The following is a 15,298-nucleotide window of genomic DNA, read 5'->3' as shown; positions in this document are numbered from 1 at the left end:
ACCCCTTAAAGGACGGGCATTTTACGCGGACAACGCTGGTTCATGAATCCTGCGTCAGGGCGATTGCCTACACCCAAACGTCATAAAGCCTTCAAGAAAATAATCTGTGCCTGAGGCGTGTCAGAAGTGAACTTCTGACGTTCAAGCGCGGAGGCCAGATAGCTAATTTTATTAGCTGTAAGAAGTTTCCAACTCCGAAGTAGTAAACAGCCGTATATAAGCCGCTCTTTTTCAACAGCCTGAACATGCTTGTACAGGCACGCATTAAACCTGGCGAAATCGGCAACGCGTTAACGTTGCCGACGCTGGTTAGATACGCACATCCGCGTGAGGAAGCTGCGCGTCTCGCTTCTGCTGCGCCCGGCGAGTAATGATTGCAAGCGTCACAGCGAGCACACCGCACAACGTAATGACCGTCGCCATCGGCACGGCCGTTCCGTCATGCAGTACACCGACCAGTGCCGCCGCGCCGGCAGCAACACTGAATTGCAAACATCCCAGCAAGGCCGACGCGCTGCCCGCACGTTTGCCCTGCCCGCTCATTGCGCACGCCGAAGCGTTAGGAATGATGCAGCCCAGGCTGGCGATATAAATGAACAGCGGAATCAGCAGCGGCCACAGTTTTTCGGTGTGCAGAGAGGCGATGGTCAACAGTACGAGGGCGGCAGCGAGATAGATCCAGACAGTCTGCGACAGCAACCACGCCGGACCATAGCGGCCAACAAGTCGTGCGTTCACCTGAGCGATGAAGATGAAGCCTGCAGCGTTGATGCCGAATAACCAGCCGTAATGTTCCGCCGGGACGCCATACAGCTTGATGAAAACGAAAGGCGAGCCAGCAATGTATGAAAACATCCCGGCCATCGCGATGCCCCCGGTGAGCGCGTGGCCCAGGAAAATCCGGTCGCCCAAGAGATTCCAGTACGACCCTAACGCCCCCGAGAGGGGCAGTCGCGGATGGCCGGCGGGCATGCTTTCCGGCAAGCCCCTGAACACCGCCACCGCAGTGAGTGCGCTGAATACGGTCAAGGTCAGGAAGATAGCCTGCCAACCCACGACGTTGACCAGCAGCCCACCCAGCATTGGGGCCAGAATCGGCGCCAGGCCCATGACCAGCATCAGTTGCGAGAACACCTTGGCCGAGTCGACCGGTGAGCATTTGTCGCTGACGATCGCCCGCGACAGCACCATGCCGGCACATCCGCCCAACGCCTGTACAAAGCGGGCAGCAATCAGCCATTCAAGAGAAGGCGCCAGGGCGCACCCCAGAGATGCGAGGGTGAACAAGCCGACGCCAAACAACAGCGGGATCCGACGGCCGAAACGATCGGCGATTGGACCATAGGCAAGTTGGCCGATGCTCAGGCCGAGGAAATAAGAGGCCAGGGTCAACTGAACGTGTTTCTCGTCGGTGCCGAATGCCAACGCGATAGCCGGGAAACCTGGCAGGTAAAAGTCGATGGCCAACGGGCCAAAAGCGCTGAGTGCGCCGAGGATCAGAATCGTTCTGAGGTTCATCAATCTTCCTAAACGGTTTTGCGCAGCGCGACAGTTTAACAACCTTGAATCTGCACGGCCCGCCCAGGGGAAAATTACCGGACGTTTTTCAAGGCATCGTCGCCGAGCGAAAAAGGTGGAACTTATGGCGCGTGACCGAGCATCGGTTAATGGATTTCCTACAGCGTTTTTACCAATAACTCACACAAGCGCTTCTAAACTTTTCTCAAGCAGTGAGGAAATCAAAATGAATGCGCGATGGGCTGTGCTGTGGTGCGTTGTAGTAATCGCCGGATGTCAGTCTACCCACGACCAGTTATTGGCCGAAGGTTACCCGCCGGCATTCGCTGATGGTTTCCAGGATGGCTGCGGGAGCGGTCGGCAATCCATCGATCTCATGAAGGGGCAATTCAAAAAGGACGTGCCGCGCTATCTGCGTGACACGTTGTATGCCCAAGGCTGGTCGGACGGATTCCGTCAATGCCAGGCGCAACTGGCCAACAGCAACGTTCAGGATCAGGGCCGGGACAGCATCTGGAATGACCGCGACCGCAACTGGGACCATCAGAGGACCCAGGACGCCGCGAAAGCCTACCGCTCTCATTGAGCTGCCTGCCGCCGGCGGATAACGGGTGAAACTATCGGGGACTCACTATGGCCCAATGTGATCAAGCCATGAACAGGAGCCCGCCATGAGTCGCGCCTTCGTCAACGAAGACAACGCCGCCGCGCAAATTGACCCGCCGGTTGAACGGCAGATCAGCGCCCAGATTAACTACGTCACCCAGCGCGGCTTTGATCAATTGCACGTTCAGGTTGAGCAGCTGCAAGCGCAATACAGCGAACAGAACGCCCAGGGCGATGACGCCGACAAACAGCGCATGGCCGAAATCGAACGCGACCTGCGTTATTTCAACCAGCGCCTGCAGAGCGCCCAAGTGGTCAGCAGCACATCAGAGGACAAGGTTCAGATTGGCAGTTGGGTGACCTTTGCCGACGAGGACAGTGTCGAGCAACGCGTGCAACTGGTCGGAGAGGATCAGGCCGATGCTGCCAGTCAGCTGATCAATTGGGCGTCACCACTGGGCAAGGCGTTGCTCGGCGCCAGTGTCGGGGACGAAGTCACCTGGAAACGGCCGGTCGGCGATGCAGTCATCGACGTCATGCGGATTGAGGCCGGCGACTGACTCAATCGACCGGCAATAGGCCAGACAAAAAAACGGAGCCCGAAGGCTCCGTTTTTTTATGACACCAACCCGAATCAGGCCAGTTTCTTGTGACGCACGCGGTGCGGCTGAGCGGCTGCGTCGCCGAGGCGTTTCTTGCGATCGGCTTCGTACTCGGTGTAGTTGCCTTCGAAAAACACGGCTTGGGAATCGTCTTCGTACGCGAGGATGTGAGTCGCCACGCGGTCAAGGAACCACCGATCGTGAGAGATCACAATGGCAGCGCCCGGGAAGTCCAGCAGGGCTTCTTCGAGGGAACGCAGGGTTTCAACGTCGAGGTCGTTTGACGGTTCGTCGAGCAGCAGGACGTTGCCACCCTCCTTCAACGTCAGCGCCAGGTGCAGACGACCGCGCTCACCGCCAGACAGGTCCTTCACGAACTTCTGCTGATCGCCGCCTTTGAAGTTGAAACGGCCGACATAGGTGCGCGAAGGGATTTCGTAGTTGCCGATCTTGATCTGATCGGAGCCGTCGGAAATCTGCGCGAACACGGTCTTGCTGCCGTCCAGGTCGTCACGGCTTTGATCGACGCACGCCAGTTGCACGGTTTCGCCGACTTCGATGGAGCCGGAATCCGGTTGCTCCTTGCCCATCAGCATGCGGAACAGCGTCGACTTACCGGCACCGTTACCGCCGATCACGCCAACGATTGCGCCTTTAGGCATGGAGAACGACAGGTTGTCGATCAGCACGCGATCGCCATAGCCCTTGGTGACGTTCTTGAACTCGATGACCTTGTCGCCCAGGCGCGGACCAGCCGGGATGTAGATCTCGTTGGTTTCGCTGCGCTTCTGGAATTCCTGGGACTGGAGCTCTTCGAAGCGTTGCAGACGGGCCTTGGATTTCGACTGGCGCGCCTTGGCACCTTTACGGACCCACTCAAGTTCTTCTTTCATGGCCTTTTCATGGGCCGATTGCTGTTTGGATTCGGCCGCCAGACGATCGGACTTGGCCTCAAGCCAGCCGGAATAGTTGCCTTCGTAAGGAATGCCCGCACCGCGGTCGAGCTCCAGAATCCAGCCAGCGACGTTGTCGAGGAAGTACCGGTCGTGGGTGATCGCAACCACGGTGCCCGGGAAATCGTGCAGGAAATGCTCGAGCCAGGCGACGGAATCGGCGTCCAGGTGGTTGGTCGGTTCGTCGAGCAGCAGCATGTCGGGGGCGGACAGCAACAGGCGGCACAGCGCGACGCGACGTTTCTCACCACCGGACAGGTGTTCGACCTTGGCGTCCCAGGCCGGCAGACGCAACGCATCGGCGGCGACTTCCAGCTGGCGCTCCAGATTGTGGCCATCGCTGGCTTGCAGGATCGACTCGAGCTTGGCCTGCTCGGCCGCCAGCTTGTCGAAATCAGCGTCCGGCTCCGCGTAAGCGGCATAGACTTCGTCCAGACGCGCTTGAGCGTCCTTGATGACGCTGACCGCTTCTTCGACCACTTCACGTACGGTCTTGGTCGGGTCGAGCTGCGGCTCTTGCGGCAGGTAGCCGATGTTCAGCTCGGGCATCGGGCGCGCTTCACCATCAAACTCGGTGTCGACACCGGCCATGATTTTCAGCAGCGTGGATTTACCCGAACCGTTGAGGCCGAGGACGCCGATCTTGGCGCCGGGGAAAAACGAGAGGGAGATGTTTTTCAGGATTTCCCGCTTCGGCGGAACAACTTTGCTCAGCCGATGCATGGTAAAGACGTATTGAGCCATGGAATGAAAACCTGGAGTGAGACTGTGAATAAAGGCGCGAGCTTAGTGCTGCGTCGCAAAAAATGCGTTTATCTTCGCGCCGCAACTTGCCGTAGCGCGATTCCGGGCCTTGAATTGATCAGAGCCAAACCGGCGCGGCAGGGACAAACTTCCGAGGACCGGTATTAAAGCTGGAGCAATGCTTGCAGGTCTTTAGATACATGCAAGCACGCCGTGCAGAAACCGGCGCGTCGCGCGTGGCGCAAAGCTACCCGAATGCACGCAACAGGGCAAACCGTCCGCCCCAATAGCGCTGGCACTGTGCCACAGCTCGGTGGCATGCTAGCCGCCTTTTGCGCACCGGGCTTATAGTGCGTGTCGCACATGCTGATTCAGTCCAGTAGTCAGGATCACAGTTTGCTCAAACCGACCCCCGCCTCACCCCTGCGCCCGCCCGACAGCGCAACGACTATGCCTTTTAGAGGGCTACTCAGAGGTGCGCTCGCGGCCCTGGTCCTGATGATGTTGATGCTGTTGTTATGGCAGATGATCGACCAGTTCCAGCAGTCCCAGGAACGTCAGCACAAGCGCAGCATCGACTACAGCGTGCAGCTCGCCGACCGGTTAAGCCTGAACATGGCCCTGAACGCGCAGGTGGCGCTGAATGTGCTCGACGAAGCACGCGACGCTCCGCAATCTGCAGACGGATCAGCGGCAGTGCTGGCCAGCCTGCGTCATGCCATGCCAGGAGTGAAAAGCCTGGTCTGGCTCGACAGCGACGGGAATATCAGCGCCGACAGCGATGGCGAGCCCCGTGACGTCGGCTTGTTGACCCAGATGCATTCGGTCATCCAGGGTCACCCATACTTCTATGCCAACGACCCAAGCGCCTCGACGTTCTACCTGTTCATCCGTCAGCCCGGCACCGGCAATGAGCGCTACTGGGCGCTGCGACTCAGGCCCGACATGCTCAAAGCGCTGACACGCCAGAGCGATCTGGATTACCAGCCCGCCTGGCTGCTGGAAGATATCAGCAGTCGCCGCCCGCTTTACAAAAACCTGCCAGACGCCGATCAGTCCGCTGACAGCCAGATGCAGACGGTCCTTGTGCAACCGCTGACCCACAGCGACTGGCAACTGCGCGGCCTGTTCGACCTGCAGAAAGCCCGCCAGACACTGCTCTTCCCGCTCATCGGTAAATGCCTGTTGGCCCTGCTCTGTTCCATCATTCCGCTGTTTGCGTTGCGCAGCCTGCGCCGCCGGCAACTGCAGCTGCATCAAAGCCGTCGCCGTTACAAAGACATCTTTGAAGGCACTGGTGTCGCGCTGTGCGTAATGGACCTCTCCGGACTGCCGGCGTCCCTCAGGCACCTGCAAGTCAACAACGGCGAAGACCTGAAAGCGCGCCTGATCAACCAGCCTGAGCAAATCAGCGACCTGCTTCAGCAGTTGCGCATCACAGAGGTCAATCAGGTCGCCGCTCAAGTGCTGCGCGCAGAATCGGCACAGCATGTCTGGCAGCAGCTGATTGAAGGTTGTCCCCGCGCCAGAAACGGCATCGGTCTGCAGATACTCCAGGCCGTCCTCGACGGGCAACGTCAGCTGGAACTCGAAATCCTGCTACCCGGCACCAAGGGCAGGGATCAGCACCTCTGGGTGGTCATGCGTCTGCCCGAGCAGTCCGAAGACTTCAACGCCGTCATCCTCAGCATCAGCGATTTTACTAACCGCAAGCAGGCCGAGTTGGCGCTGCAGGAGCGGGAACGGTTCTGGTCGGATGTCGTGCGCACAGTTCCCGACCATCTGTACGTGCAGGATGTGGTCACGCGGCGGATGATCTACAGCAACCACCATTTGGGCGAGACGCTGGGTTACAGCCAGGCCGAACTGGACGAAATGGGCGAATACTACTGGGAGCTCCTGCTGCACCCGGACGATCTCGGCGCCTACGAGCTACTGCGACGTGCCGAAGGCGAGCCTTGCAGCAGCGAGACGATTCATCGTCAGCTGCGCTTCCGTGACCGGCACGACAGCTGGCGCTTGTTCGACATCCGCGAACAGGCGCTGGCGGCGGACAACGACGGTCAGGTCAGGCGCATTGTGGGCGTCGCCAAGGACATCACTGAGCAAGTGGAGGCCAGCCAGTCCCTGCGTGAGAGCGAACAGCGTTACCGGATGCTGGCGGAAAGCATCAGCGACGTCATTTTCTCCACCGATCAACTTTTGCACGCCAACTACATCAGCCCTTCTGTCCACACCGTGCTGGGTTACAGCGCCGAGTGGATTCTGCAAAACGGCTGGAAAGCGATCATCGCCAATCCTCAGCAACTCAGCGGCTTCAACGGGCTGCTGCAGCGAATCAGTAAAGCGTTGAACACGCCCGAAGCGCTGGCGGACCTGCGCAGCGAAGTCACCACTCAGTTGTTCCTGTTCGATTGCCTGCGCGCTGATGGGCGCAAGATTCCCGTGGAGCTGCGTCTGGTTCTGGTGTGGGATGAAATCGGGGCGTTTGAAGGCGTTCTCGGCGTGGGACGTGATGTCAGTCAGCAGCGGCGCGCCGAAAAAGACCTGCGCATGGCAGCGACGGTGTTCGAACACTCGACCTCGGCCATTCTCATCACCGACCCTGCGGGCTACATCGTGCAGGCCAACGACGCCTTTACCCGGGTCAGTGGCTACGCCGTGTCGCAAGTCCTGGATCAGTTGCCGATGATGCTGACCGTCGAGAATCAGCAGGCAGCGCATCTGGGTTACATCCTAAAACAGCTGAGCCAGCGCGGTAGCTGGGAGGGTGAGCTGTGGCTCAAGCGGCGCGACGGCGAGCACTATCCGGCATGGGTCGGAATTACGGCGGTGCTCGACGATGAAGGCGATCTGGCCAGCTACGTGTGCTTCTTCAGCGACATCAGCGAGCGCAAGGCCAGCGAGCAGCGTATTCATCGGCTGGCTTATTACGACGCACTGACCCATCTGCCCAACCGCACGCTGTTTCAGGATCGCCTGCACAGCGCGTTGCTGCACGCCGAACGTCAGCAGACGTGGGTGGTGTTGATGTTCCTCGACCTCGATCGTTTCAAGCCGATCAACGATTCTTTGGGCCATGCTGCCGGCGACCGGATGCTCAAGGAAATGGCCTTGCGCCTGCTCGGATGCGTCGACGAAGACGACACCGTAGCGCGCATGGGCGGCGATGAGTTCACGCTGCTGCTGCAACCCCGCCCCACTCAACAGGCGGCGCTGAACCGTGCGATTCATGTGGCCGAACAGATTCTTGCCAGTCTGGTAAAACCCTTCGTGCTGGAGGGTCGCGAGTTCTTCGTCACGGCCAGTATCGGCGTCGCGCTCAGCCCTCAGGATGGCAACGAACTGAGCCAGTTGATGAAGAACGCCGACACGGCGATGTATCACGCCAAGGAACGCGGCAAGAACAACTTCCAGTTTTACCAAGCCGACATGAACGCCAGTGCCCTTGAGCGTCTGGAGCTGGAAAGCGACCTGCGCCATGCCCTGGAGCAGGGCGAATTCACGCTGTATTACCAGCCGCAGTTCAGTGGCGACGGCAAGCGTCTGACCGGCGCCGAAGCGCTGCTGCGCTGGCGTCACCCGCGCCGCGGTTTGGTACCGCCAGTGGAATTCATCCCGGTGCTCGAGGAGCTCGGGCTGGTGGTCGAAGTGGGCGAATGGGTGCTCAAGGAGGCCTGCCGCCAGTTGCGCGAATGGCATCTGGCGCGGGTTCGCGTGCCGAAAGTGTCGGTGAACATTTCCGCACGGCAGTTTTCGGACGGGCAGCTGGGCACGCGCATCGCCGGCATCCTCCAGGAAATCGGTCTGCCGCCCGCCTGCCTCGAACTTGAACTGACTGAAAGCATCCTGATGCGTGAGGTGAGCGAAGCCATGCAGATTCTGGCCGGGTTGAAGCGGCTGGGCCTGAGCATTGCGGTCGATGACTTCGGCACCGGTTATTCGTCGCTGAATTACCTGAAGCAGTTTCCCATCGACGTGTTGAAGATCGACCGCACGTTCGTGGATGGCCTGCCGTCTGGCGAACAGGACGCGCAAATCGCCCGGGCGATCATCGCCATGGCCCACAGCCTCAATCTGTCGGTGATCGCCGAGGGCGTGGAAACACACGAGCAGCTGGAGTTTCTGCGCGAACACGGCTGCGACGAAGTTCAGGGCTACCTGTTCGGACGCCCGATGCCGGCGACGCGGTTCGAAGCGCAATTCAGCAACGATGCGCTGTTTATGCTCGACTGATACCGATCACCCGTAGGAGCGCGCTTGCCCGCGAACCATTCTTACATCCGACACAAATCCGTCTGGCCCGAAATCGCATCGCGGGCAAGCGCGCTCCTACAAGGTCATTCGCCAGTCATTCCCTCGCATGAAAACCGCTCGTACCGGACATGATCCGCTTTCATATGCCAGATAAAACCCGATGGGTTAGAATGCCCCCCTTTTCTACTGCCCGATCCCCGAGGACCGCCATGTTCAGCCGCAATTTGACCATCGCCAAGTACGACTCCGACCTGTACGCCGCCATGGAACAGGAAGCCAAGCGTCAGGAAGATCACATCGAGCTGATCGCCTCGGAGAACTACACCAGCCCGGCCGTCATGGAAGCTCAGGGCTCGGTCCTCACCAACAAATACGCTGAAGGCTACCCAGGCAAGCGTTACTACGGTGGCTGCGAATACGTCGACATCGTCGAGCAACTGGCCATCGACCGCGCCAAGCAACTGTTCGGTGCCGATTACGCCAACGTCCAGCCACACGCAGGCTCCCAGGCCAACAGCGCGGTGTACCTGGCGCTGCTCAATGCTGGCGACACCATTCTGGGCATGAGCCTGGCCCACGGCGGTCACCTGACCCACGGTGCCAGCGTTTCTTCCTCGGGCAAGCTGTATAACGCCGTTCAGTACGGCATCGACGGCAACGGCCTGATCGACTACGACGAAGTCGAGCGTCTGGCGGTCGAGCACAAACCGAAGATGATCATTGCCGGTTTCTCGGCCTATTCGCAGATCCTCGACTTCCCGCGCTTCCGCGCCATCGCTGACAAAGTCGGCGCTTTCCTGTTCGTCGACATGGCGCACGTAGCCGGTCTGGTCGCTGCAGGCGTTTACCCGAACCCGGTGCCGTTCGCTGACGTCGTCACCACCACCACCCACAAAACCCTGCGCGGCCCTCGTGGCGGCCTGATCCTGGCGCGCGCCAACGCCGACATCGAGAAGAAGCTGAACTCTGCTGTCTTCCCGGGCGGTCAGGGCGGTCCTCTGGAGCACGTCATCGCGGCCAAGGCGATTTGCTTCAAGGAAGCGCTGCAGCCTGAGTTCAAGACCTACCAGGAACAAGTGGTGAAAAACGCCAAGGCCATGGCCGGCGTGTTCATCGAGCGCGGTTTCGACGTGGTGTCCGGCGGTACTGAAAACCACCTGTTCCTGCTGTCGCTGATCAAGCAGGACATCTCCGGTAAAGACGCCGACGCCGCACTGGGCAAAGCGTTCATCACCGTGAACAAGAACTCGGTGCCCAACGATCCACGCTCCCCGTTCGTCACCTCCGGCCTGCGCTTCGGCACACCGGCCGTGACCACTCGCGGCTTCAAGGAAGCAGAGTGCAAGGAACTGGCGGGCTGGATCTGCGACATCCTGGCCGACCTGAACAACGAAGCGGTGATCAACGCCGTACGTGAGAAGGTTCAGGCCATCTGCGCCAAGCTGCCGGTTTACGGCGCTTGATCTGACGAAGCAGCAGTTGCATAAAAAGCCCGGCTTGTTAGCCGGGCTTTTTGTTGGGTTGGTCTTCTCATTCACTTCTCTACCGAAGCCTATGGGCAAAGAATCATCGGGAACAAACAGGATGAGGGTTTCGGTGATCTTCAAGAAAGCACTGCTATGGTCGCCCCATTTTCAGACGCAAGCAAATCAAGCCGAGTGCACCGAGAAGAATTAACGCCGAATAAAAGAAAAACCTAATCCAAAACCGAAAGTGCCGAGGAAGTTTCTGAAGCTTGTACAGGGGAATGACTTCCTGCCTTTTAAAGGCTCCCGGCATAACCAAAATCATGGTTATAAACGACTCGCGCATTCTTCGGCCCAGCCATGTGTCACCATAATAGTCTGCATGCAGGCCGATCATTTCGATATCAGAAAGATGATCTTCAATGCGCTCCATGTATTTCAGGAAAAAAATATAAGACGAGACTAGGTGAATGAAAGTCAAAACGAAATCTACGAACCCCAACCATACTGCTACGTTGTAAGAGATCAGGGCAGCCATTCGTAGACCATCTCCCCAAACGACTCACCGGCTATTTCGCCTAGGGCACCACCTCCGTAAGCCAAAGCCCCGCCGGCAATAATCCCGCAACCTAATGCAGCCAGCCCCAATGTAGGCACACCAAACACGGCCATACACAACACCGGTCCGGCTACTGCCCCTACCTCCCCGCCGATGAAGCCGAACGCTACGCCCCCCACTAACTTTGAGCCTTCAACATAATAAGCCCGCCGACATACCTCTTCGCGCCCGGTCGAACAGGCTTCCTTAATCTCCAGCGCAGTTGATGCCACGTTCAAACCAATCCCTACCGCCGTCCCATGCTTCAACAACTTCGCCACCTTGGCGACTTTCGCAACTCGTGCGACGTAGCCCTGTATCTCCCCGGTGCGCAGATAACTCTTGGTCGATAAGCCCAGCATCTTTTTCAGTGGGCCTTTTTTAGTCAACCCCGTCCCCCAGCGGGCGATACCTTCCAGCTGAATATCTAGCCTGGCAAACAGCACTCGCCGTTGATTGATGAATTCCTGCCGCGCAATGGGCGTCCCGCGGGACAGCGACAGCTTGTACAGCCGCTCGATTTCTTCGAGGGTTTTCTGCACGCCGTTAAGGTGCTTACTCCAACTGCCGGTGGCGGCGCCGACGCCCACCGATCCGTAACTGAGCATGTTCTGCATCAGGTCGTAGTTCTTGATCAGCTCGCTACCCGAGCCTCGCACCTGACGATGGACGTTTCGCGCCAGTGCCATCAGCTCGATTTCCTCAGCCGTGAGGCTGCCCATCGAACCTTCGCTGACAATCACCAGCTGGCCCGGCATAACCACCACATTGCGAATGTGCGCATTCAGCACATCAAATTTTGCGCTCCCGCCGACCCGAGCCTTGAGCGTGAAGTAGGTTCGTATGCGGTCATTGATGAACACGTAGGGCTTGGACATGGGGCTGCCCTTCCTTGCTTGACTTCAGATCCAGCAAGGATAGGGACGGGACGTGGGGTCTAGAAGCGTAGAGTGGGGGTTGAAAGTACGATTCGGAACGGTCCTACGCAGGCGCCATAGCGCGTCTTACGGATCATTCCCGCACACGATACTTAATCTGCAGCAACGCCTGCAAAGCCGGCCCGGATCTTCTCCTCCGGCAGTTCGTCGGCAATGAACACGATCACGCTTTCACGCTTTTCGCCCGCTGCCCACTCCACGTCGAAATCAAAGCCGTACAACTTCAGCACGCCCTGAAATACCAGCTTGCGATCCTCGCCGGCAATGCTCAGCACGCCTTTGTAGCGCAGCAGTTGTTTGCCGTGCTCTTCCAGCAACTCGTTCATGAAGGTGCTGAGCTTGTCGATATCCAGCGGCTGGTCACTGCGCAGGACCAGGCTGCTGATGCGGTCGATGGAGCGGCCTGCAGGTGCTGCCGGGCGCAGGGTCATCCCGCCGATGTCGGCGTTGAGGTTGAAGCCGCGCACGTCCAGCAGCTCGGCGAGGTCGATCTTGCCGTGCTCGACCACGCGTATCGGCGCGCGGCGGTTGATGCGAGTTAGCCGTTCGCTTAGCGCTTTGAAGGTAGCTTCATCCACCAGATCGGTCTTGCTCACCAGCAGACGATCTGCGAAGCCGATCTGCGCCTGAGCGATGGTCTGTTCCAGGTGCGTGTCGGCGTGCGCCGCGTCAACCAGCGTGATGATGCCGTCGAGGATGTAACGTTCGCGCAGCTCCTCATCGATGAAGAAGGTCTGCGCCACCGGTGCGGGGTCTGCCAGCCCGGTGCATTCGATGACCAGCCGATCAAACGCGATCTCCCCGCTGTCGAGGCGCTCCAGCAGCAGATACAGCGCTTTGGTCAGGTCGGTGTGAATGGTGCAGCAGACGCAGCCGTTGGACAGGGTCATCACCTGCACGGGCTCGTCCCCGAGCAACTGGGTGTCGACGCCGGCATCACTGAATTCGTTCTCGATCACGGCGATCTTCAGGCCGTGCTCCTCCTTGAGCAGATGGCGCAGCAAGGTGGTTTTGCCGGCGCCGAGAAAGCCGCTGAGGATGGTGACGGGGATAGGTGTGAACAAAAAAAAGACCTCGATTGCTGAAAAAAAACAGGAGTGAGGTTGCTGGCGATTCGAAATGTCAGTCAGTACAGCAGCGACTGAATTAACGCATCGCGAGCAAGCCCACTCCTACATGACCACGGGTCAAGTCATTAGCAACACTTGGGGCCGCCCTTCCCGCCGTAACGTGCATCCTGGCGTTCCCGGAAGAACGCTTCGTAGGACATCACCGGCTTGTCCGGGTGGGTCTTCTGCATATGCTCAACGTAGTTGTCGTAATCCGGCATGCCCACCATAAGGCGAGCGGCCTGACCGAGATACTTACCCAGGCGACTCAGATCGTTGAACATAAACAGTTCCTCGCGTTACAGCGCACTCAGTGGGATTCCGGAAAGGCCTGGAATGGCGATTCCTTGTCGGTACGCTCTTTCTTGACCCACGCCGCACGACCGACCTTGAGCGCATAGAACAGAATGCTCAGGACCACGAACAGGAACAGCGTGGTCAGGGTGGCGTTGGTGTACGCGTTGAAGATCACATGCTGCATCTGGTCCATGGTCTTGGCCGGGGCCAGCACCTGACCGGCATCTGCCGCCGTGCTGTACTTCTTCGCCAGTGCCAGGAAGCCTACCGCTGGGCTCGGGTCGAACAGCTTGATGAAGCCTGCCGTGACAGTGCAGATCAGCAGCCACGAGGCCGGCAGGATGGTCACCCAGACGTACTGCTGACGCTTCATTTTGATCAGCACGACCGTCGCCAGCATCAGCGCAATACCTGCCAGCATCTGGTTGGAGATACCGAACAATGGCCACAACGTGTTGATCCCGCCCAGCGGATCGATCACGCCCTGATACAGCAGATACCCCCACAGCGCGACGCAGCCACCGGTGCCGATGGCGTTGGCGGTCCAGGACTCGGTGCGCTTCAGCGCAGGCACGAAACTGCCCAACAGGTCCTGCAGCATGAAGCGGCCGGCACGGGTACCGGCATCGACTGCGGTCAGGATGAACAGCGCTTCAAAGAGAATCGCGAAGTGGTACCAGAACGCCATGGTGTTCTGACCCGGGAAGGCCTGGTGCAGGATTTGCGCGATACCCACTGCCAGAGTCGGCGCACCACCGGCACGTGCCAGCACAGTATTTTCGCCGATGTCCTTCGCCACAGCGGTCAATTGATCCGGCGTGATGAGGAAGCCCCAACTGCTGACCATCTGCGCGACCGAGTTGACGTCGGAGCCGACGATCGCCGCAGGGCTGTTCATTGCGAAGTACACGCCTGGCTCGATGACCGAAGCCGCGACCATCGCCATGATCGCCACGAACGATTCCATCAGCATGCCGCCGTAACCGATGTAACGGGCGTTGACTTCGTTATCCAGCAGCTTCGGCGTGGTGCCCGAGGAAATCAGCGCGTGGAAACCGGATACCGCGCCACAGGCAATGGTGATGAACAGGAACGGGAACAGGGTGCCTTTCCAGACCGGACCGGTGCCGTCGGTGAACTGCGTCAGCGCAGGCATTTTCAGCTCAGGCGCCAGAATCAGAATGCCGATCGCCAGCGCAATGATGGTGCCGATTTTCAGGAACGTGGACAGGTAGTCGCGAGGCGCCAACACCAGCCAGACCGGCAGCATGGCCGCGACAAAACCGTAGCCGACCAGCATCCAGGTGATCTGCACGCCAGTGAACGTGAACATCGGCGCCCACTCCGGACTCGCTGCCACCAGACCACCGACCCAGATCGACAGCAGCAACAGCACGACGCCCACCACCGAGATCTCGCCGATGCGGCCCGGGCGGATGAAGCGCATGTAGATGCCCATGAACATCGCGATCGGAATCGTCGCCATGACCGTGAACATGCCCCATGGGCTCTCGGCCAATGCCTTGACGACAATCAGCGCCAGCACCGCGAGGATGATGATCATGATCAGGAAACAGCCGAACAGCGCGATGGTGCCGGGAATGCGGCCCATTTCTTCGCGGACCATGTCGCCCAGGGAGCGTCCGTTACGGCGCGTGGAAAGGAACAGGATCATGAAGTCCTGAACCGCACCCGCCAGAACGACACCGGCGATCAACCACAGCGTACCGGGCAGATAGCCCATCTGCGCGGCGAGCACCGGGCCGACCAGAGGACCGGCGCCGGCAATGGCGGCGAAGTGGTGACCGAAGAGAATGTGTTTATTGGTAGGAACGTAATCGAGCCCGTCGTTCTTGAGCACCGCGGGGGTGGCCCGGGTCGGGTCGAGTTGCATGACTTTAGTTGCGATGAACAGGCTGTAGTAGCGATAAGCGACCAGATAAATGGCCACTGCGGCGACCACAATCCAGAGTGCGTTGATCGCCTCCCCGCGACGCAATGCAACCACTCCCAGTGCCCATGCTCCAAGGATCGCAACCATCAGCCAGGGCACGTGGCGCAGCAGACCATTATTGTTTTTCATTTTTTTTCGATTCCAACTGAGTGGACTTATTTTTATTCAGCAAGCGGAGTTTAGCGCCGCCGGAGCGAAAGGCTACCCCCACAATGGTCTAGCGCGATATTTGTCCTATAGTCAACGCAGCGGGCCG

At 59.1% G+C, this 15,298-nt stretch carries 11 protein-coding genes; 4 read left to right on the top strand and 7 right to left on the bottom strand.

Features of this window, described 5'->3' with window-relative positions:
- Positions 1-309: 309 nt before the first annotated feature.
- Positions 310-1,518: a multidrug effflux MFS transporter gene (locus ACYAR8_RS16490; protein WP_463580449.1), complete on the bottom strand. Its 1,209-nt coding sequence runs from the start codon at positions 1,516-1,518 to the stop codon at positions 310-312.
- A 226-nt stretch (positions 1,519-1,744) separates the two neighbouring features.
- On the opposite strand from ACYAR8_RS16490, the gene ACYAR8_RS16485 reads away from it, so the two are divergent.
- Together ACYAR8_RS16485 and ACYAR8_RS16480 are read left to right on the top strand one after the other, a co-directional pair.
- Positions 1,745-2,104: a hypothetical protein gene (locus ACYAR8_RS16485; RefSeq protein ID WP_108118864.1), complete on the top strand. Its 360-nt coding sequence runs from the start codon at positions 1,745-1,747 to the stop codon at positions 2,102-2,104.
- An 85-nt stretch (positions 2,105-2,189) separates the two neighbouring features.
- The gene (locus ACYAR8_RS16480) at positions 2,190-2,684 is read left to right on the top strand and encodes a GreA/GreB family elongation factor (protein ID WP_074888661.1); all 495 of its coding nucleotides are present in this window, start codon (positions 2,190-2,192) and stop codon (positions 2,682-2,684) included.
- Positions 2,685-2,758: 74 nt separating this feature from the next.
- On the opposite strand, the gene ettA is transcribed toward ACYAR8_RS16480, so the two are convergent.
- Positions 2,759-4,423 carry an energy-dependent translational throttle protein EttA gene (gene ettA / locus ACYAR8_RS16475; protein WP_065987538.1) on the bottom strand — a complete coding sequence of 555 codons (1,665 nt, stop codon included), beginning with the start codon at positions 4,421-4,423 and terminating at the stop codon, positions 2,759-2,761.
- Positions 4,424-4,786: 363 nt separating this feature from the next.
- Here ettA and ACYAR8_RS16470 point away from each other — a divergent pair, with 363 nt between their 5' ends.
- Together ACYAR8_RS16470 and glyA are read left to right on the top strand one after the other, a co-directional pair.
- A complete protein-coding gene (locus ACYAR8_RS16470; protein ID WP_463580448.1) occupies positions 4,787-8,659 on the top strand; it encodes a sensor domain-containing protein in 3,873 nt (1,290 codons plus the stop codon).
- A 230-nt stretch (positions 8,660-8,889) separates the two neighbouring features.
- Positions 8,890-10,143, top strand: coding sequence for a serine hydroxymethyltransferase (glyA, locus tag ACYAR8_RS16465; protein WP_463580447.1), 1,254 nt, complete (start codon positions 8,890-8,892; stop codon positions 10,141-10,143).
- Between the two features lie 154 nt (positions 10,144-10,297).
- On the opposite strand, the gene ACYAR8_RS16460 is transcribed toward glyA, so the two are convergent.
- From ACYAR8_RS16460 to ACYAR8_RS16440, 5 genes are all read right to left on the bottom strand, one after another.
- The gene (locus tag ACYAR8_RS16460; RefSeq protein WP_074888656.1) at positions 10,298-10,684 is read right to left on the bottom strand and encodes a hypothetical protein; all 387 of its coding nucleotides are present in this window, start codon (positions 10,682-10,684) and stop codon (positions 10,298-10,300) included.
- Positions 10,672-11,622, bottom strand: coding sequence for a hypothetical protein (locus tag ACYAR8_RS16455; RefSeq protein ID WP_463580446.1), 951 nt, complete (start codon positions 11,620-11,622; stop codon positions 10,672-10,674). Before ACYAR8_RS16455 ends, ACYAR8_RS16460 begins: the two co-directional genes overlap by 13 nt.
- 152 nt (positions 11,623-11,774) lie before the next feature.
- The gene (yjiA, locus tag ACYAR8_RS16450; RefSeq protein ID WP_463580445.1) at positions 11,775-12,746 is read right to left on the bottom strand and encodes a GTPase; all 972 of its coding nucleotides are present in this window, start codon (positions 12,744-12,746) and stop codon (positions 11,775-11,777) included.
- A gap of 131 nt (positions 12,747-12,877) precedes the next feature.
- Entirely contained in the window at positions 12,878-13,075 is a 198-nt protein-coding gene (locus tag ACYAR8_RS16445) for a YbdD/YjiX family protein (protein WP_065987541.1), read from the bottom strand.
- A 26-nt stretch (positions 13,076-13,101) separates the two neighbouring features.
- Complete coding sequence (locus ACYAR8_RS16440; protein ID WP_074888644.1) at positions 13,102-15,171, bottom strand: carbon starvation CstA family protein; 2,070 nt, start codon at positions 15,169-15,171, stop codon at positions 13,102-13,104.
- Positions 15,172-15,298 lie beyond the last annotated feature (127 nt).

This window comes from Pseudomonas sp. HP_01 (genome assembly GCF_055284355.1).
This window is presented reverse-complemented; position numbering and strand designations above follow the sequence as displayed.